Origin of the sequence: Bartonella sp. TT29SHDZB (assembly GCF_042193395.1) — a bacterium.
Lineage (GTDB): Bacteria > Pseudomonadota > Alphaproteobacteria > Rhizobiales > Rhizobiaceae > Bartonella.
Map to the genome: position 1 here is coordinate 107,270 of NZ_JBHILQ010000004.1, position 22,012 is coordinate 129,281.

The window sequence follows — 22,012 nt, forward strand, 5'->3', positions numbered from 1 at the left end:
GACTGCGACTGCGACTGCGACTGCGACTGCGACTGCGACTGCGACTGCGACTGCGACTGCGACTGCGACTGCGACTGCGACTGAAAAAATGTATTATTTCAAACTCATAAGCAAGAAAAAATAACGGATATCCCCCTTAATATTAAGAAAAATTTGATCTTTTTTCTTCAAATACCCACGCTTTTGAAAACATTTCACCAAATATATTTCCTTTTAAAAACACTTTTAAAATATACAACTTAAATATACAACACATTGATTTATAATGATAACATATCTTTCTTCATACTGAAGTCCTCCCAACATCATTCTCTCATTTCAAGTTCTTTGATCAAAATCATTCCTTTGCTCCATTACAAGTAAGGAAGAGGGATAAAATGATTAAAGACAAAACATCTCTTATAAACGCTCTCAAGGACCAAGAGCTTTCGTAACACTCAGAGCGAAAATAATATAATGGTGCCAACCGGTATCTTTATAAAATAAAGATGGTACTCCCTAACGGCTTCTGTATTCATAAAACCTTGTACATTATATTACTCAATGATATTATTCACACGGGTAACATCATAAAATGAATTCGAGCGTGCTGAGAAATATTCACTTAAACAAGCATATATAATGTAACAATACAATGATATTCTGTTTTGGCTGCTCTGCTTTGCATGAAAAACGCAGCCCCATTAAAGAACAAGAGTAACAAAAGCTTGAAGAGCTAGGGCAGCTCCATAATTAAAAAATATTGCTATGAACGCTTTTAAAAACAAAAAAATCAAATAAAAAAGATGATAACGGTAAACACTTGTTTTTACCTTTACGCTCCAAAATGAATCTATGTTCTCATCAAAGATAAACAAAACAGATATAATATGTTCACTCTAATTTGGCATAACATCAAAACGACTCATACAGCACAAAAACATTTTATTTTCTATTACATGCTGCTGTATGAGGTTTGAACGTCAAACAACATCAAAACCACGACCTTCATTAAACCCACACCCCTTCATTGTAATATTGCACGGGTTTTAGAAAAAGCTTTGCGGATCAATATCAATTTGAACCCGAACGGAACTGGGCATTTTGGGTGTCCCGCTAAGCATGGCACGTATAAACCCTTGTATATCAAAAGAGCGCTGTCCTTGCAGCAAAAGCCGAAAACGATAACGCCCCCGAACTAAAGCCAAAGGCGCTTCTGCTGGTCCCATAACCGAGATATTTTTTTCCCGTGGCGCTGCTTGACGCAATGCGCGCGCATAATATTCTGCTTCTTGACGCTGTTGTGCAGATACGATCAAAGAGGCAAGCCGCCCATAGGGAGGCAAATGATAATGCTGCCGTGCCGCAATCTCACGTGTGTAAAAATCTTCTGGTTGACATGAAAGTAAGGCTTTGATGACCGGATGATCTGGTTGATAGGTTTGCAATAATCCTAAACTCTTCAATCCCACACGCCCTGCTCTTCCGGTAACTTGAGAAAGCAGCTGGAAGGTACGTTCACTTGCGCGTAAATCGCCATTGGCAAGACCAAGATCAGCATCAATAACGCCAACCAGAGAGAGCTTGGGAAAATGATGTCCTTTAGCGACCAACTGTGTTCCAATAATAATGTCCACATCGCCATTGGCAATGGCTTGCAATTCGCTGCGCAACTGTCCAATCCCTCCTTTGAGATCTGTTGAAAGGATCAATGATCGCGCCTGAGGAAAAAGCATTTGTGTTTCTTCGGCAATTCTTTCCACACCCGGTCCGCAAGCCACAAGATGATCTAATGTCCCGCATTCAGGACAGGCTTGAGGAAGTGGTTCATGATATCCACAATGATGACATTTCAGTTGCCCTTGCGCACGATGTTCTACCAGCCAACTTGAACAATCGGTACAATGAAAACGATGTCCGCAAATTCGGCATAAAGTCAAAGGTGCATAACCACGACGATTAAGAAAAAGAAGAGCTTGTTCGCCCTTATCAAGCGTTTGTTTTAAAGCCCTTTCAAGAGAAAAGGAAATAAAGCGCCCCTTTTGCACTCCTCCTTGGCGCATATCAACCACCCGCAACTGTGGAAGTGCAACTTCTTTAAAACGGGAAGGTAAATGCACCTTTTGATAACGCCCTTTTAAAACATTGGCTTGGCTTTCAATCGACGGTGTTGCTGAAGATAAAATAACAGGAAAATGCTCAAAAGAGCCCCGTGCAACAGCCATATCACGAGCATGATAAAAAATGCGCTCTTCTTGTTTATAAGCGCTATCATGTTCTTCATCGACAACAATCAAGCCAAGCTTAGGAAAGGGAAGAAAAAGTGCCGAACGAGCCCCCGCAACGACACGCACCCGCCCTTCTGCGACTTGCCGCCAGACGCGTTCTCTACGACGCGGTGTTAAATCGGAATGCCATTCTGCTGCCGCAGCGCCAAAGCGTGCATAAAAACGATCTAAAAACTGCTGAGTTAAAGCAATTTCCGGCAACAAAATTAAAACCTGCTTGTCCCCTTTGAAGGCTTGAGCAACCGCTTCAAAATAAACTTCTGTCTTTCCAGACCCAGTCACACCATCAAGCAAAAAAACTTGAAACTGAGAAGATAAAACACCTTCCCGCAATACTGTTGCTGCTTCATTTTGTGCTCCCTGCAACTGAGGAGGACAAAAATCAGGATCAGGCATTTCCACAAGATCAGGAGCAGGAACCATAACATCTTCGAAAACCCCTAGAGCTTTTAAACCTTCAACAACAGAAACCGAAGTTCCAGCCGCATGTGCCAGACCAGAACGTGTCCATATTTTCTCATCACGTACCAATTCCAAAATCCGTGATCGTGCTGGTGTGAGACGTTCTACATTGCCACCACAATATCGCAAACCCAGCATCTGCGCTTCCGGCTCTAAAGCAGCCGGTACAGACAAAACCAATCGTGCAACAAGACCAAAAGGTGCCATTGTATAGCGACTAACAAAACGCAAAAATGTGATCATTTCTGACTTTAATGGGGGACAATCAAAAACATGAAGAAGAAAGCGTAATTTTTCACGTGCCACATGAGCAGCCCCTTTCCCATCCGCTATTTTTTCTCCAACATCCACAACAAAACCGCAAAGTTCACGCCCCATCACCGGAACTCGAACAAAAGAACCAATATTCACTTCCATAGAAGACGGAACTTTATAACTATAAGGGTGAGCAACAGGAAGAGGAACCAATACGGATACAATCTTTTCCTCTATCATGTTTGAATTCATCTTTTTAACCAATCTACGACCTATTGAGCACCAACAGATCTACAGCTTATCTTTAAACACTCTTATAAAATTCATTGCAGGATTCAATCCCCCCGATCACAACACTTTTCTAACAAAAATTCTTTTTAACACGCATTCCATCACCAAAGTGCCAATATAAAGAACCAATCTCTTCTTCTATAGCAAAAAAACAGCGCCATCCTTCTGTGCAAATAAAGCTCATCACGCATTCAACATGATATCGTAAGTGCGTCCTTCAACAAAGCGATCCCATAGTGTGACTTCTTCCCAATGCACACTTTTATTTTTTTACTGCCTCATATCTCAATTTATCTTCAACAAACTGATTTATAAAGATATAATCATCATTTTACATATTGTAACAAAAACCTTCAATACGAGAATTTTTTTCGTTATAAACAAATTCTTTGAGCACAGAAAAACTTCATGCATAAAACGCATATTTTCATCAACGGTGTTTTGCGACACAAAAATCCATTCACTGACACGCAACAAGAAAAACTAAATGTAAACCTCGTGAAAAAAGGAAACGTCTTATAAAAATTCTCAAATATCAAGAGCAATCACCAATGGGAAATGAGCACAGTGTATGATAATACTGGCTTATTGCCATAAGCATAAAGATATCATCAAGCAAAGATGCTAAGATACAAAGATGGTAGTGCGAAATGAATCCTACGCCTTATTACGAGCAACACCATGAAATGGACGTGAAAACAATAAGAGAGCTTTCTTTACAAAAAGTAGATACATAATTAATACCCTGGCATTTTTGTTCTTTATATTAATTCTTGCTCTTGCTTTTGCCGTCAACAATAGCGCATAACAAAAAATAGGGTAAAAGCTAAAAAGAAGAGGTTAGAGATGAAGTTTTTTGTGGATAGCGCCAATATTGAAGAAATCCAAGAGTTACAGAATTTAAGTCTTGTTGATGGTGTTACCACCAATCCCTCTCTTATCCTAAAATCAGGACGCAATATTCTTGATGTTACAAAAGAAATTTGCGCCCTTGTTCGCGGACCTGTTTCTGCTGAAGTTGCCGCAACTCAATTTGAAGACATGATGAAAGAAGCGGCTGTTTTAGCAAAGGTTGCCGACAATATTTGCATCAAGCTTCCTTTAACACTTGATGGATTAAAAGCCTGTAAAGCCCTCACAAAAGAAGGATTAAAAACAAATCTCACCCTTTGTTTTTCTGCCAATCAAGCCTTACTTGCCGCCAAAGCAGGTGCGACATTCGTTTCACCTTTTATCGGAAGACTTGATGATTGCGGAAATAATGGCAGTGAACTGCTTCATGAAATACGCACAATTTATGATAACTATAACTTTGAAACACAAATCTTAGCTGCTTCAATCCGTACCGTTAATCATGTCAAAGAAGCAGCACTAAGCGGTGCTGACGTTGCAACAGTTCCACCAACAGTCTTAAAAGCCCTAGTCAAACATCCTCTCACTGATAAGGGGTTGCAAATATTTCTCGACGACTGGAAAAAAACAGGACAAAATATTGTTTAATATCTAGAAGTTGTATTGGAAAGATCTTTTGAAAGTAACAAAAAAATCTGTTCCGCCAACTCTTCCGCAACACGTTTTTTTGCATCTTCTTCTGCTTGCATCGTTGCATATTCTTGACGAAGGCGTTCAAAAGAGGCGTTCAGTGTTGCAGTTCCTTTTACAATAAGAGTATTTTTCATATCCTGCAAAGTATAAGAAGCTCTGCTCATAATAGTTCCAACAGAAGATCGTCCCTCTCTCTTTTTATCATAATCAACCTCTATCTGCATCGATTCTCTTGTAAATACGGACGTCTGCAATGCCAATCGATAAGCCGGTAGAGAAGATTTACCCCCATTCCCATACAAAAGAAACAGTAAATGATTGCGCACCATTTGACCAAAACGATCCGAAGGTTCTTCCACAACAATAGAGGCAAGCTTTTGCGCAAGCCCCAAAGAAGCTTGTCCAGAAGGGTGTGTAGAAGAAGAATTCCCATAAGAAGCAGCATCCATCGCCATTGAACTCTGCAATTCTTGACGGTAAAGCGGCTCAACTTTGCATCCACACAACAGTGTGAATACACCAGCTAAAACGAAAAGAATAAAACTTTTAAAGAACGACATTCACAATCCTTTTTGGAACAACAATGATTTTTTTCATAGGCTTTTCAATCAGCTGCGCCTTTACAAAGTCTAAAGCCAAAACCGCTTCTTTAATCATCGTCTCACTCGCTGTTGCTGCAACAGTCACTTCACCACGTTTTTTACCATTAATTTGCACCGGCAAAGTGTAACATTCTTCAACAATTAATGCGGGATCATAAACAGGCCAAGCAAGCGTAGACATTAAAGTTTCTTCCCCTAAAACAGCATGACATTCTTCTGCTAAATGAGGCATCATTGGTGCAATCATGGCAAGAAAAAAATCCATGGCTTGACGTAAAGAAGCTTTCATTTCATCGTCAACACTTGCTATCCTGTTTAACAACGGTGCCATAATATTCAAGAATTCATAAAGCCGTGCAATAGCCCGATTAAAAGCAAATTTTTCCAAATCATCTTCTACAGCGTGGAGCGTACGATGAGCTGCTTTTGAGAGTTCCAAAGCCGCTCCCTGATGCCCTGCACAAGGGGATATATCCTTTAAAACAGAAGCACTCAAAGCCACATGGCGCCAAACACGCTGGACAAAGCGATGAGCCCCTTCAACACCAGATTCTGTCCAGATAACATCCCTCTCAGGAGGAGAATCTGACAACACAAACCAGCGCACAGTATCAGCACCATAAGATGCAATAATATCGTCAGGATCAACAACATTCTTTTTTGATTTAGACATTTTTTCAATCAAACCAATCGTCACTTCACTTTGATCGGTTAATTTATAAGCTTGACGCTTTCCATCTTTTTCAACAATCGAAATTTCTGCTGGAGAAACCCAACCCTGTTCATCCCGATAGGTTTCATGCACCACCATCCCTTGGGTAAAAAGCCCCTTAAAAGGCTCATCGACCGTCACATAACCTAGCAATTTCATGGCACGCATAAAAAAGCGCGCATAAAGAAGATGCAAAATGGCATGCTCAATTCCACCAATATATTGTTGCACCGGCAACCATTCAGCTGTTGCTTGTTTGTCAACCGGTTCCTGCGCAAAAGGAGCCGTAAAGCGTGCATAATACCAAGAAGAGTCAACAAATGTATCCATGGTATCGGTTTCACGTTTGGCAGGTTGACCACAGATCGGGCAAGCAACATTCTGCCATGTTTCATGCCGTGCAAGAGGGTTGCCCGGTTGATCAAAAGTAATATCCTCAGGTAATACAACCGGCAAATCAGCACGTGGAACAGGGACAACCCCACAAGTTGTACAATGGATCATGGGAATGGGGCACCCCCAATAACGTTGCCGCGAAATCCCCCAATCACGCAAACGAAATTGCACTGTTTTTTTCCCTTGCGGTTGCCCATTGAGCATTTGTTTTTCAAGCCTTTTCGCTGCCTCTTCAAAGGCTTGTTGGGGTGTTAAACCATCCAAAAATCTAGAATTAATCATCACCCCATCACCAACATAAGGGGTTTCAGGTGTGACAAAATCTTCTTTCTCAACTCCTAAAGGCAAAACCACTGGTTTTATTGGAAGGTCATATTTACGTGCAAAATCAAAATCTCTCTGATCATGGGCCGGACAACCAAACACAACCCCTGTTCCATAGTCCATAAGCACAAAATTAGCGATATAAACGGGAATATGCATCGTTGAATCAAAAGGATGCACCGCTAAAAGAGGAGTGAGAAACCCTTGTTTTTCAGCCGTTTCAAGTGCTGCTGTTGTCGTTCCACCACACCGACAATTTTCGATAAAAGCACTCAACGCTTTGTCTTTTTTTGCCAAAGCTTGTGCAATAGGATGATCAACAGACAGAGCCAAAAAGGAGGCACCAAAAAGTGTATCAGGGCGCGTTGAATAACAAACAACCTCATCAAATTTCTCACAAACATCATCAGTATCACCTGTCGACTTTAAAGCCCAACGAATCAGCAAACCTTGTGATTTTCCAATCCAATTTTTTTGCATGGTGCGAACTTTTTCAGGCCACTGTTCAAGCTCTTCAAGCCCAGTCAAGAGCTCTTCACTAAAGTCGCTAATTTTGAAAAACCACTGGGTTAATTCCCGCTGTTCAACCAACGCACCAGAACGCCATCCCCGTCCATCAACCACCTGTTCATTGGCCAAAACAGTATGATCAACGGGGTCCCAATTCACCTTAGCCACTTTACGCGCAACCAACCCCTTTTGATAAAAATCAAGAAACAGCATTTGCTGGCGGTGGTAATATTCCACATCACAAGTCGCAAATTCCCGAGTCCAATCTATCGAGAGCCCTAATTGTTTTAATTGCCCCCGCATCACTGCAATATTTTGATAAGTCCAAGTTTTAGGGTGCACTTTATTTTGCATAGCAGCATTTTCAGCCGGCATCCCAAAAGCGTCCCACCCCATGGGATGAAGCACATTAAACCCCTTGGCGCGTTTATAGCGTGCAACCACATCCCCCATGGCATAATTGCGCACATGCCCCATGTGAATACGGCCAGAAGGATAAGGAAACATTTCTAAAACATAATATTTTTCACGAGCATCTTCTTGGACAGTCTGAAAAATTTTCTTTTCATCCCAAATTTCTTGCCATTTTTTTTCTCTCGCCCGTGGATTATAGCGTTCGCCTATCTTATAATGCTCAATCGTCATTCCCATTATACTCTTTTAATAAAACTGAACCAAAAAACTTGTTTTATTATGCTTGACCATGGATTAACCTCATCGTCAACATTTTCGTGAAATATTTCCCTAAGTATTTTATAAAACTTTTAAAAAAACGACCAACTCTTGAACAAAAACGGTAAAGCACAAAAACATGAATACACAAACACCCTTTGATACCCCTTCCATTGAAGCATGGCAAAACCTTCAAAAAGACATTGCTGAAACATGTCAAGAGTTACAACGCCCTGTAGAAGAAATTGAACTTATCGCTGTTTCAAAAACTGTTTCTGCTGTTGATATACGCCCCATTTTACAAGCAGGGCAACGTCTTTTTGCAGAAAACCGCGTACAAGAAGCGGCACAAAAATGGCTCGGGTTACGTCAACAATTTGAAAATATTAAACTCCATCTCATCGGTCCCCTACAATCAAATAAAGCCGCTGAAGCTGTAAAGATTTTTGATGTCATTCAAACGGTTGATCGTGAAAAAATAGCCAAAAGCTTAGCTGAAGAAATGGAAAAACAAAAAAGGCATCTTCCTTGCTATGTTCAGGTTAACATTGGCTTAGAACCGCAAAAAAGTGGTATCGCACCACAAGAAGCTACATCTTTTGTCAACCAATGCAAAAACAACTATGGACTTGATATCATCGGTCTTATGGGCATCCCCCCTGTCGACGAAAACCCCGGTCCCTATTTCGCGCTCTTAGCAAAATTAGCAAAACAAGCAGGTCTTCCAAAGCTTTCCATGGGCATGTCCAATGACTTCAAAACCGCTCTACAGTTTGGCTCTAACGTCCTTCGCATTGGCTCTGCTTTATTTGGAAAACGCCCTGTGTAAAGCAATTTCCCCTCATATAAATTCATTCCCCCCTTCATATAAATTCCCATTGAAGATTCTACGAACAAGCCCAAAACAGCAGAAATGAGAAAAAATATTTCCTTCAATATCAATAAAAGAGCAATTCTAGCAAAAAAGATTCTAGCCCCTCTTTCATCCTGTTAGCAAAATTAGCAAAAAAGCTAGTCTTCTCAAATTTCTCACCGGCACATCCACAACACATACAATAGCTTCAAGATAGCATTGCAATTTGGCTCTCATATTCTCGCACATTGGCTCTACTTTACTCCCCTCTGACCGCCTCTCCAGCAAAAGCAATATAAAAAATAAATCCTTATATAAAGGCAAAATGATAAGAGGGGCGTTGCGCATGAATGAAAAAACTGTCGCGAAATAAATAATTACAAAAGAATACTCAATACGATTATCGCAATGATTTCCATTGAAAATCATGAATTCTCTTAACTTCTCCAACACGCGTAAACAATTTCCCCACATGCCAATGGCATAAAGCAGACAAAAAGAGGCTTATGGTTACATAATACAGTAACAAAACTCTTTCATGTAAGTCACTTGAGCAAAATAAACATCTTAAATGCTCAATAGAGCACCAAGAACCGCGCTAAACAACATGATAGCAATCTATAAGGTCAACGATAGTATAGAGCCTTTCTATGCTCTACAAAGCGTAAAATACAGTCAATATCCGCTTGAGAAATAAAAGAACGAATCCCGTGCATGTAGGCATAACACATACACACAAAACAATAGCAACAAAGCAGATTTCAATAACGATATTCCTTTGTCGATCTCGTAAACAAAGAGAAAAACTTCAACTTTTCATATGCGCAATTTTTCTGATTTTAAACTTTAATTAAGGAAAAACAGGGGATATTTCTTATACTTTAAAATATTGCAAATAATATTATTATCTTCTTAAGAAGAATATTTCATGTATACATAGTATAGATATCATTTATACAGTGTTTTTATTGTTATTTTTAAAGTTTATCTTTGACATTTTTTCTAAAAATACATGATAGCCATTTGAAATGTATCATTATGATACTACTTTTAATGTAGATAATTAAGGAGAATTAATATTTTTGGTTCATGCAGCACATTCGGTCATATGGCGACAAAGATATCTCTGAAGATAAATAATTTTGTAATTATATTTGTAAGAATATACCAAAATTAAATACCTACATCTGTGCATAAAATAATTTTCAGAGATATCTATTGTGGATCACATCTTATAATCAGGATTTTTTTATAATGAATATTTGTTATGAAATTGTAAGAATGTTTTGTATTCTCATTGTCTTTATCCCTATATATGCTATTGGTTTTTAAAAATGGTAGTTACATTTGGAAAGTAACTATAAAATAAACTTTATATACAGTAATTCTTTTCATTATTTTTGATATTTTGGTTTAATTAATTATTAATGAACTTATTCTTATTTGAATAAGGGAATACAAAATAAAAAACATTTAAAGCGATAATCAATAAAGCACCTTCATCTCCCTTTTTATATGATATTTTTTAGTGCCTTTGTGCGTTTATAAAAAGCTCTATACCGCAATAGTCTTTGCCATATTTGAATATCCTAAAAGCATAAAATACCTTTTTAAGAAAAACGTATCAGATTTAAAAATTGACTATTCTAATCTTTGTCATTTAGTCTAACCTCACAATGAAAAGCTTTTGGGAAAACTCTGCCACAAATATAACCATACAAAAATACAGAGGCAGATTTTTCCAAACAATAAATTAAAAGAGGGAAGCATGACTGAAAAAATCTATCCAGTATCAGAAGAGATCAAAAAAAATACTTTACTCGATGAGGAAACTTATCAACAGTGGTATCGAGAAAGCATCGATGATCCAGAAAGCTTCTGGGCCAAACATGGTCAACGCATTGAATGGTTTAAACCTTTTACAAAAGTAAAAAACACTTCTTTTAACGGAGATGTCTCCATTCAATGGTACGAAGATGGGATAACAAATGTTACCTATAATTGCATTGATCGCCACCTGAAAACCCATGGAGACAAAATCGCACTCATTTGGGAAGGAGATAATCCTTACCATGATAAAAAAATAACCTATAACGAGCTTTATGAACATGTTTGTCGTTTTGCCAATCTTTTAAAAAGCCACGGCATTAAGAAAGGCGATAAAGTAACCATTTATCTCCCCATGATTCCCGAAGCAGCCTATGCCATGCTTGCTTGTGCTCGCATTGGAGCCATTCATTCGGTTATTTTTGCAGGCTTTTCTCCTGAAGCAATAGCAGGACGCCTTGTTGACTGTGAATCAACCTTTATGATTACTGCTGATCACGGCTTGCGTGGCGGCAAACGGATTAACTTAAAAGACAATGTTGATCATGCCATTGAGATAGCCGCGCGCCAAAACGTGCATGTGGACCAAGTCATGGTTATACAGCGAACTTGTGGACCCATTCAATGGGTAGAGGGGCGTGATTTTTGGTACCACGAAGAGATAGCTCATGCCAAAACAGCTTGTCCACCAGAACCAATGAATGCTGAAGATCCACTTTTTATTCTTTATACTTCAGGCTCCACCGGCAAACCTAAAGGTGTTTTGCATACCACAGCAGGCTATCTTGTTTTTGCCTCGATGACTCACCAATATGTTTTTGATTACCACCCCGATGAAGTTTACTGGTGCACAGCTGATATTGGGTGGATTACCGGTCATTCTTACTTGGTTTATGGACCTTTATGCAATGGTGCGACCACTTTAATGTTTGAAGGCACACCAACCTTTCCTGACAAAGGCAGATTTTGGGAAATTGTCGACAAACACCAAGTCAATACGCTCTATACAGCACCAACAGCTATCCGCGCCTTAATGGGAGCAGGAAATGCGTTTGTTGAACACTCAAACAGAACATCGTTGCGTCTCTTAGGCACGGTAGGAGAACCGATTAATCCAGAAGCATGGGAATGGTTTTATCATACAGTTGGAAATGGCCGTTGTCCGATTCTCGATACATGGTGGCAAACGGAAACAGGAGGGCATATGATCACGCCCTTGCCCGGTGCAACACCCCTCAAAGCAGGATCGGCCACACGTCCTTTTTTTGGTGTTCAACCCCAAATTGTTGATGCCCAAGGCAATGTTTTAGAAGGTGAAGCAGAAGGCAATCTTTGTATCAGTGATTCATGGCCCGGACAAATGCGCACACTTTATAAGGATCATGAACGCTTTATTCAAACTTATTTTTCCTCCTATAAAGGAAAATATTTTTCAGGCGATAGCTGTAGGCGCGATAGTGACGGTTATTATTGGATCACAGGACGAGTTGATGACATTCTCAATGTCTCGGGACACAGGTTAGGAACCGCTGAAATTGAATCAGCTCTTGTTTCTCATCCCGCTGTATCAGAAGCAGCTATTGTGGGTTACCCGCATCCCATTAAAGGACAAGGAATTTATAGTTTTGTCACCCTTATGGAAGGAACAGAGCCAAGTGAAGAATTAAAAAAAGACCTTATCAAGCATGTGAGACAAGAAATAGGCTCTATTGCCATATTGGATAAAATTCAGTTTGCTCCACAGCTTCCCAAAACGCGATCAGGGAAAATTATGAGACGTATTTTACGAAAAATCGCTGAAAACGATTTTGATACTCTTGGAGATATTTCAACTCTTGCCGAACCACAAGTTGTTGAAGATCTGATTGCCAACCGACAAAACTAAAAAACACGACGCAATACAACATACGGTGGTTTTTGTTTTTCTGCTAAAATTATCTCAGCATTATTACGAAAACCACCGAGGAGAATAAAAAACAAAACAATTCATGAAAAGCTCAATCATTCTAACAACAAACGCTTTTCTTCATGACAGGTAAGAAATAATTTAAGCAAAAACCTCAGGATTGGGATGCGAACAAGAATAAGAAAGTAAGATAAAAAGAGCAACATAGCTTTTTAAAATCACCCAATATCCACTCAATGCAAAAAAAGCCTCTGAGTAAGAAGGAAAAATAGTTCTGATGTTTATGCTAGAATCCCTTTGAAATTCCTGCTAAAATCATAAATAAAGCTAAAAAAAGAAAGTATAAGTGATAATATTCTTGAGCAAAAATATTTATCTATAACGAGGGTGTATAAAAAATATTGAAAACCATGAAATCTAAAATAAACAAGCTTACAACAAAAATCTAAAGCAATGAAAGTAAGAGTTTTTAGAATAAATGATGCCATATAAAATCAGGAGTAATAATAAAAAGTGATTCATTTTGAAAATGTCGGCCTACGCTATGGAATGGGCCCTGAGGTCCTTCGTGATATTAGCTTTCATATTCCTCCTGGATCATTTCAATTTCTCACAGGTGCCTCTGGAGCAGGGAAAACGTCGCTGATGCGTCTTATGTTTTTGGCACTCAAACCCACCCGCGGTCATATTGATCTCTTTGGAACAGACACAGCATTACTCAAACGACAAGAGCTCCCTGCGCTGCGACAACGTATCGGTGTGGTTTTTCAAGATTTTCGTTTACTCGACCACATGACCACTTATGAAAATGTCTCCTTACCTTTACGCATTAAAGGACAAGAAGAAGCAACCTATCGCAGTGAAGTGGAAGATCTTCTCTGTTGGGTAGGTCTTGGAGATCATATTCATGTTTTACCACCGGTTCTTTCCGGTGGAGAAAAACAAAGGGTAGCCATAGCACGCGCACTCATTGATCAACCCGAAATCCTCCTTGCGGATGAACCAACAGGGAATGTCGATCCGCCCTTGGCAAAACGCCTCCTCCGTTTGTTTATTGAATTAAATCGTTTTGGAACAGCTGTTATCATTGCCACCCATGATATAGCCTTAATGGAACAAGTTGCAGCACGGCGTATGCTTCTCCATAACGGACGGATGACGATTCATGAATAAATCTTTCCCCATTTTTATAAGCAATAAAAAAAACACAACAGCGATTATTCCCAGTGGTAATATTTCTGGAAAAGCACTCGTTGCCGTGATTGCTATTATGACATTTCTCTCAAGTCTCACCTTAATCGGTGTTGATTTAGTCCACCGTACGGCCAAAAATTGGAGCAGTCAAATTAGCTATGAAGCAACAATACAAATACGCCCCATTGACAATGTTGATATCAACAAAGCACTCCGTGATGCCGTACAATTGGTTAAAACATTTTCTGGTGTACAAGATGCAAAAATTGTTGACCAAAAAGCCACAGAAAAGTTACTGGAACCATGGCTTGGAACAGGTTTTAATATCAATGAACTACCTCTTCCCCGCCTTATCATTGTCACTCTAAAAGAGGATACAGAAATCAATTTTGCAGCTATTAATCACGCCATTAAAACCCAAATTCCAGGAGGTCAATTTGATGATCATCGTGTTTGGGTTCATCGTTTTGCAACCATGGCACACACCACTGTTTTCATTGGTTTTTCAATTTTAGCATTGGTTCTAGGCTCTCTTATTCTTACCATCATTTTTGCCACCCGCAATGCATTGGCAGAAAATGCACATATTATCAATGTCTTATATTTCCTTGGTACTGAAACTCTTTTCATTGCGCGCCAATTTGACTGGCATTTTTTTAAAACTGCGCTGCGTGGTGCTTTATATGGTGGTCTTACAAGCATATTTCTGTTTTCAGCCTTTTGCTTCTGGACGAATTATAACTTGGGAAGAGTGGAAGCTAGCCAAGTAACAGCTTTGTTTGGACATCTTTCCATCAGTTCTATCCCTTATGGAAAAATCATTCTCCTTATTATTTTCGTTTCTTTTCTCACCACCCTTACCAACCGCATGACTATTTTAGCGCAACTGAAAAAAATCGATCAATGTGAAAACGGTTTATTTTAATTTTATGACTCACAACACTTTCAACTCATTGACGCAAAACAATTTAGAACGCCCTCTTCCAAAACGGGCACACTATCGTTGGTCTATGCACTTCTTATTTCGTTATTTTCCACCGACAACCCTTACTCTTGCAATCACTGTTTTCATTTTCTGGGGTGGTTTCATTGTTTTTTCTGAAAAAACCGAACGTCTCTATCCCCCAACCCCTCTTCCCAAAGCCGATGCAATCATTGTGCTTACAGGCGGAGAAAACCGAATAGAGGCAGGACTTTATCTCTTACAAAAGGGGCTTGGTTCACGTCTCCTCATCAGTGGTGTAAACACCACAACCAATCTGAAGGGCTTTATGCATAACATGCATATTACCCCACGGCTTATCTCCTGTTGTATTGACATCGGGCATCAAGCGACTAACACCAGAGGAAATGCTAAAGAAAGCGCCGATTGGATCAAAAAACACCATTATAAAACCCTTTATATCGTCACCCATGATTACCATGTGTGGCGCTCGATGCGAGAACTTAAATATTTAATGCCTGATATCCATTTCATTGCCTATCCTGTTAAAAAGAACAATGCTGAAAGCGCAATACAACAGATCAATCAAATCCGCATTCTTATATTCCAATATATTAAAACGCTCCAAGTCTATATCAGAACCGCATTCTAATCTTTATCCTTCTGACTTTTTAAAAACCTTGCCACCCACGAACCGCTTCATACCCTTCCACACGAGTTGCCTCTATAAAATCTCGACAGAGCTTACCCTCATACAACGCAGAACATCCCAATGCACGTGTCACTGTATTTGCACGTTCACCCAAAACATCTCTTACATCCCAAACATATCTCACAGCGCGGATCTGTACATGCCATCCCAATATATAAGCTCTTGTAAATAGAGTGCCCAGACAGCCATAAGATCTCCAGACTTGTCATAAAAATTTATTGATACCACCCTCTTTACCCTTCATAAAAAATGCAAACCGCCTCACCCTATATTTTGCCACCCCCCAAGTATTACGATAGCTCTTAAACCTCTTGGGATGATTGGTAAGAGGCATGCATTACGCCTTTCTTAAACACGAACATACCAACCTCGTATGACATGCAAAAAAATAATTTTAATAGATTTAAAATAAGAAAATTTATAATACTTAGATTTCTCATTCAACAGAGAGAATGTTAAGCTATCATTATAAGTCAATATATTAGTAACAATCTCTTATTCTAAAAAGCATCTTCTTAAGAGCATTTTAGATCACAGACAGGAATAAGCTCAAAACGCACACCGCTACAAATACCCCACGTTTTTTATCGCAATCTTTTTTGAAATCATTTCGCTCTCTAAGATCACTTTTTGTCTGGTTTCCTCCCCAAAAAAGAACGAAAATTTTTAAACTCTATTGATCTGTAAACAATAATAACTCAGCTTCTTGTCTAACGCGTTCTCCCTGCTCACTTCAATATCAGAACACCTCAAAAGACAGATTTCATAAGAATTGTGATTTCCTCTCAACATCTCAAAAGGCGACGATTCTTATTAGCAACGATTTGTAAACAATCCACTTTCTCTGGACATGTTCCTCTCAGCTTCCCCATTTATATGGTTTACTCACATAAAGCTCGATAAGAAAACCCTGCCTGAGAATATTCATCACTGCCGCTAAAGCTCATGCGTCATAATTTTAGCGACCTCACTGCCTAAGGTGCTTTATCACATACAATATATTGATTTATAATGAAATTTATTACGCTACAACTTGAATGAGAGCTCTCAATATCATCAGACTCTCTCATTTCAAATCTGTTCTCTATTGAATCAATCAAAACCATTTTCTTGCACATCACATAGGACTTGCACATCACAAAGGAAGAGAGCCTGCGCAGCGTAAAACTGTACAAGAAAGACATGCCTCTTATGAACCGTTTCAAGTGCCAAGGGCTGTCACAATACCCACGAGCTGGCAAGGTGTGTGATAATGCCAATTTGTGACGACTCAACACTTTTTTACCGCACAATGGATAACTTAACCTTTTCAGTTTCTCTCACTTCCAATTTTGGCAGGTTGCGCACAATTTTCATTGTTTCCAAGCTTACAGTAATAACCCGCTGAAACAATTCCAATGGATAAGCTGGATTACCCACCGTTTCAACAGCATAGCGATTGGCATCATTAACAAGTCCGCTCGCTTTATCCGTTTTGACAACCTGCCGTTCCATAACCCATTCAAGAGCAGACCTGCCACTCACCACATACTCATAAGCCTCAAGAGGAATATTCTGCATCGTGATATGCGCATTATAAACCACGGTGCTTTTGTCAATAGCACCACGCTTACCAGCAAATTTCATTGCTTCAACACGATAAAAACTCTTCTCATCAGAAATCACCCAAGTTCTTGGATCTCCCTGTTTATAGGTAACGGGATAGGGTTCAACCTCTTCATAATTCATATGCAAATCACCAAGCTTTCGCCCCGCTGTAACAAAAGCCCAAAAATCCTCTACCTTTTTAACTGTTGGGATACGTGGCAATTCTTTAGACAGATTATGCGCATAACGCGCACGATAATCTTCAGAATGCAAAATCCCATAAACATAATAAAACAAATCATCCTTTGTTATCATTTCGCCAGGATAAGCTGCCTTAAAATAAGCCAACCCTTCATCCGTGAGTGCATCACGCCGCTCTAAACCAGTTTCTTTGCTTTCCTCTGCAAAATTTGCAAACAAATGAACCTGATCCCCCTCCTTATTTTTCAAGGATACAATATCTTCATAAACATACCTTGGAAAACATTGACTAGCAGTCATTACATTAAGATCAGGTATGTCTTTAGTCATTAGGATAGAAAAATCACTTACTCCTATCCCTGTAATTTGCATCACCTTGTTTTCAAATGTTTTTTCTAAAGGAAAAATACGCGACATTTGGTAAATCATTTCATTAAAAGCACGATTATAATAGAGCCACTGTCGTGCAAAAGGACGGTATGAACTCTGAATAAGGCACGTCTCTTTAAGTTCAAAAACCTTTCCTTTAGCTAATTGTTGTTTAAGTGCACGGCTCCAACTAATCTTTTTGGCATCCGTGTTAACAAAACCGTTCACAGCATTCGCACGCGCCTTGCGATCAGCGTGAGTGTAGGCATTATTAAAACGCTCTACTTCACTGTTATAAAAAGTAATCATATTATTCATATTATTGGCTAGAGCTTCACAACTGAAATTATATGTCCAAGCATCACGACCAGTTTGTATACCACGAGAAAAATTTTCAAAAAGCCTTTTATCACTGCCCTTCTTATCACCTAAGGCTAGAAATTTTTCAAAATCATTGTTGCGCTGATCCAGCCAATCACCATGCTCATCTGGTGTAATTATCTGCCAGCCATGTTCACGCTTAATGCCGCCAACACTACCCAACCGCTGAAGTGCACATAGTTTCTCTTTTGTCGTGAGATTATCACCAATATCGTAATAGTGAATTTTACAATGTTCCGTAACATTTGGATTTTTAACAAATAGTGTCACAGCGATTCCTGTCATGCTTCCACTGCCGAAAACATTTTGTCCTTCTTGAGCAGCTCCTCTGCTCATCATATTTTTGCGAATATCTCCCCGTAAATTGAAAATATAAATGCTGGAAAATTCCTCACACAACTCTTTTCGTAAACCACTCATAGAACATCCATTGATAAAACCTGCATTTGTTACAAAGCCAATAACACCACAGTCTTTGATGCGATCACTTGCCCAGCGAATGGCACGAATATAACTGTCATAAAGTCCATTAACATTGCTTGCTTTAGATTGAGCGGCATAGGTTTCACGAATGCGACAATCCAATTTAGGATAGGCAATATTTTGTGCATTGTCGTTTTCACTTTTTTGCCCAGAAGAATAAGGGGGATTACCAACAATAACACGAATATCCAATTCCTTTTGGCGTGAACGACGAGTGCTGTTATCCACCAGCAAATCACTGATCAGGTCTTTTTCTTGCTCATAAAGCTGAAATGTATCGGTTAAACAAATTCCCTCGAACGGAACATAATCGCCCCCCATCAGACCATGATAGGTCATCTCAATATTAATGGCTGCAATATAATAGGCTAAAAGCATAATTTCATTGGCATGAATTTCACGAGAAAATTTGTGCTTCACTTCTTCTGGCTTTATCAAACCCGATTGTAAAAGCCGTGTGATAAAAGTCCCCGTTCCTGTAAAGGGATCCATGATGTGCACACCAGATGAACCAAGCGTTTGCCCAAATTCTTGCTCTAAGACATCATTGACAGAGTGCAAAATAAAATCCACAACCTCGACGGGGGTATAAACAATGCCTAGTTTTTCTACAGTGCGTGGAAAAGCATAACGAAAAAACTTATCATAAAGCTCTACAATCAACCTCTGTTTTGCTTTTGGATCCGTAATGCCACTGGCTCGTAATTTTACACTTGCATAAAATTTCTCGAGATCTTTGGATTCCTTATCAAGATTTGCCTCATCAAGTACATCAAGCATACGCTGCATAGCACGCGAGACAGGGTTCTCACGTGTGAACTGATAGCCTTCAAACAACACCTGAAAGACAGGACGCGTGATAATATGCTGTGCCAACATCTCAATCGCATCAGCCTCTGTAATCGCATCATTTAAATCATCACGCAGTTCTGCCACAAACCTGTCAAAGGCTTGACGTGCCTCAGTATTTGGCTCTGCCAGAATACCTGTTAAGCGCATGATATGATTCTTAGCAATCTCAGCAATATTGCGCGCCCAATCTTCCCAATAATCACGTGTCCCACATTTCTTGACGATCTTTGCCAAAATCGCACGAGAAAGTTCATCCACTGGGAAAGAAAGCTCCTCGTTTACCTGCTCTGTAAGAAAGCAATCATGCTCCAGACTTCCAATGCCCAATCGTGCGGGTTGTGAGCGAACCGGAAAATTGTCTACAACAGCAGTAACAGCCTTTAACTCAGTGCTCTGTGTGACACCAATAATCTCAATCACATTGCTAATATCTTGCCCGAGAGATGCCTTATTAATCGTCGCATCAAAACGATCATCATGCGCACGCAAAGCATTTAAAATTTGCCAGATAACCCGATATTTATCATTATTGTTCAAAGCCTGTTCCACTGGAATCCCAGAGGGAATACCAATTGGCAAAATGACATATCCCATCTTTTTGCCCTCAGAGCGACGCATCACCCGCCCAACCGCTTGCACAACATCAATCTGGCTTTTGCGTGGATTTAAAAACATGATCGCATCAAGAGCCGGAACATCCACCCCCTCAGACAAACACCGAGCATTGGTCAAAATACGACAAACATCCTCACCACTATCAGCTTTCAGCCAGTCAAGTAATGCACCACGATCCTTCGCATTGAAAGTGCCATCAACATGCTCAATTTCACACTTCAGAAAATGCTCATTTTCTGTATCCTCTTTCGTATAATCAAGATATTCTCTAACAACCGCAGAAAATTCATTACACACCAATTTAGAACTTTGAATAGTTTTACAAAACGCTAAAGCACGATGCATAGGATATAAATCCGTACCAACATCAGCCTTCATATTTTGTTTTGTCAACGCCTTATAACAGCCAATAATCTTCGTTGCATCATCAAGAACAAGCTCAGAATCGCTATCACTAAGGCGCTTCTGAACAGCGGAACTGACCAATTTTTCGTCCATTGCTAAGACAATAACCTTATAATCTGTTAAAAGATCATTTTGTACTGCCCATGAAAACCCCCGATAAAAAAGTGTTTTACCAAAAAGCTTTTCATCATCCATCGAAGCAAGAACGGCATTGGCTTCATTCGCGCGACTTTTTGCGTTATCACCAAAAATACGTGGTGTCGCTGTCATATAAAGGCGCTTCTTGGCACAAATAACATCATTGGAATGCACCTTAACAAAATTGGATTCATCCTCGCCCACCAGCGTTGCCCCTGTTGTACGGTGCGCTTCATCACAAATGATAAGATCAAATGTTGGCAAACCATAGTTTTTCTGAGCTTCCGCAACCACCTGAATAGATTGATAGGTTGCAAACACTACGGTCATCTTATCTGCAACACTCTTCGCCACCTGTTCTGCAAGTTTAGCAGCATTAGTTGTCGCCGGAAAAGCAAGATCAAACACATCAATTTCAGCAACATCATCACTATTTTTACGACGCTTTCCCACTTGTGTATCGGAACAAACAGCAAAAGATCTCAATCCGATCCCTGCATCCGTTGTCCATTCACGCACCGTCTGTGACATCAGCGCCAAAGAAGGAACAAGAAACAAAACAAACTTGCCTTCACCCGCCAAATCCTCAGCAATTTTAAGACTGGTAAATGTCTTACCAGTACCACAAGCCATAATAAGCTTCCCCCGATCTGCTTGAGCAAGCCCAGCACGCACATCACGCAATGCTTCCAATTGATGTGGACGCAGCTTCTTTTTATCCTCCAAAACAACTTTGCCTTTAGCTGCAAAAGTTTCCCAACGGATCGGACTTTGTTGTATATCGGAAAGATTAATCCGTATAACAGGAATATCCTGCCCCCGTATCATTGTTTCAGCGTTATCACTCCAAGCACTTTCAGTACTATCTATAATCACACGCCGCTTGAACGGAGCTTTCCCTGATGCCGAAATAAAACTATCAATATCTGCTTTTCTAATCCGATAGGCTGCATCATAAAATTTACATTGGATTGCTGCAAATCCCTCTTCATCACGAAGCTTTGCCACAAGATCAATACCGGTATCCCGACCATCCCAAGCATTTTCACGAGCCCAATCTTTAAAGGTTTGAACCCTTTCATACTGATCAAACTGAAGAGGATCATGTGTCAGATAAGCAAGAGCAAAACGCTCAAAATACGTACCTTTGTCTCGTTCAGTACGCGCTTTATCACGATAGGTCTGTAAAAGCGATTGTAGCGTCGTCATGCTTTTCTCCCTATTAAAAACATCTTCAATTATCGAATCTAGACCTATTCATTAATGCCTCTTGTTCTACCCAAAAAACTTAAAAAAAGCTTAAAATTGCTTGATTTTAAGACATTTCTTCTATGCTTAATTAAATCAACAAGAGAGAATCTGTTGATCCTTTTGAGTATCCCCCAAATCATATGATGCATTTATTGATGTCTATATCCCTATGGAAATAAACGGTAAGGCGAGATGATTTTGAAAATATTTTTTGCCTTTTGTTAAGAATACAAAATAAAGTGCGCAATAATTTTAAGAT

Annotated in this window: 11 protein-coding genes; 6 read left to right on the top strand and 5 right to left on the bottom strand. The window is 39.6% G+C overall.

Annotated features, from left to right (window positions below):
• Positions 1–1,028: 1,028 nt before the first annotated feature.
• Positions 1,029–3,236 carry a primosomal protein N' gene (locus tag ACFIJJ_RS03640; protein ID WP_375645942.1) on the bottom strand — a complete coding sequence of 736 codons (2,208 nt, stop codon included), beginning with the start codon at positions 3,234–3,236 and terminating at the stop codon, positions 1,029–1,031.
• Between the two features lie 885 nt (positions 3,237–4,121).
• Between ACFIJJ_RS03640 and fsa the strand changes: the two genes are divergently transcribed.
• Complete coding sequence (fsa, locus tag ACFIJJ_RS03645) at positions 4,122–4,775, top strand: fructose-6-phosphate aldolase (RefSeq protein ID WP_375622527.1); 654 nt, start codon at positions 4,122–4,124, stop codon at positions 4,773–4,775.
• Here fsa and lptE read toward each other — a convergent pair.
• Together lptE and leuS are read right to left on the bottom strand one after the other, a co-directional pair.
• Positions 4,772–5,380 (bottom strand): LPS assembly lipoprotein LptE, encoded by a 609-nt coding sequence (lptE, locus tag ACFIJJ_RS03650; RefSeq protein WP_375645943.1) that lies wholly within the window; start codon positions 5,378–5,380, stop codon positions 4,772–4,774. The genes fsa and lptE overlap by 4 nt on opposite strands.
• On the bottom strand, positions 5,367–8,009 hold the full coding sequence (gene leuS, locus ACFIJJ_RS03655; protein WP_375645965.1) for a leucine--tRNA ligase: 2,643 nt from the start codon (positions 8,007–8,009) through the stop codon (positions 5,367–5,369). Before leuS ends, lptE begins: the two co-directional genes overlap by 14 nt.
• Before the next feature lie 166 nt (positions 8,010–8,175).
• Here leuS and ACFIJJ_RS03660 point away from each other — a divergent pair, with 166 nt between their 5' ends.
• The 5 genes from ACFIJJ_RS03660 to ACFIJJ_RS03680 all read left to right on the top strand — a co-directional run bounded on the left by ACFIJJ_RS03660 (position 8,176) and on the right by ACFIJJ_RS03680 (position 15,411).
• Complete coding sequence (locus tag ACFIJJ_RS03660) at positions 8,176–8,865, top strand: YggS family pyridoxal phosphate-dependent enzyme (RefSeq protein WP_375645944.1); 690 nt, start codon at positions 8,176–8,178, stop codon at positions 8,863–8,865.
• A 1,792-nt stretch (positions 8,866–10,657) separates the two neighbouring features.
• Positions 10,658–12,601 carry an acetate--CoA ligase gene (gene acs, locus ACFIJJ_RS03665; protein ID WP_375645945.1) on the top strand — a complete coding sequence of 648 codons (1,944 nt, stop codon included), beginning with the start codon at positions 10,658–10,660 and terminating at the stop codon, positions 12,599–12,601.
• 534 nt (positions 12,602–13,135) lie between these two features.
• A complete protein-coding gene (gene ftsE, locus ACFIJJ_RS03670) occupies positions 13,136–13,795 on the top strand; it encodes a cell division ATP-binding protein FtsE (protein WP_273723097.1) in 660 nt (219 codons plus the stop codon).
• Positions 13,788–14,741 (top strand): cell division protein FtsX, encoded by a 954-nt coding sequence (locus tag ACFIJJ_RS03675; protein ID WP_375645947.1) that lies wholly within the window; start codon positions 13,788–13,790, stop codon positions 14,739–14,741. The genes ftsE and ACFIJJ_RS03675 overlap by 8 nt, the downstream gene beginning before the upstream one ends.
• 4 nt (positions 14,742–14,745) lie before the next feature.
• Positions 14,746–15,411: a YdcF family protein gene (locus ACFIJJ_RS03680; protein ID WP_375622514.1), complete on the top strand. Its 666-nt coding sequence runs from the start codon at positions 14,746–14,748 to the stop codon at positions 15,409–15,411.
• A gap of 19 nt (positions 15,412–15,430) precedes the next feature.
• Here ACFIJJ_RS03680 and ACFIJJ_RS03685 read toward each other — a convergent pair whose 3' ends face one another.
• On the bottom strand, positions 15,431–15,595 hold the full coding sequence (locus ACFIJJ_RS03685; RefSeq protein WP_375645948.1) for a hypothetical protein: 165 nt from the start codon (positions 15,593–15,595) through the stop codon (positions 15,431–15,433).
• A 1,157-nt stretch (positions 15,596–16,752) separates the two neighbouring features.
• Positions 16,753–21,711, bottom strand: coding sequence for a DEAD/DEAH box helicase (locus tag ACFIJJ_RS03690; RefSeq protein ID WP_375645949.1), 4,959 nt, complete (start codon positions 21,709–21,711; stop codon positions 16,753–16,755).
• Positions 21,712–22,012: the final 301 nt, after the last annotated feature.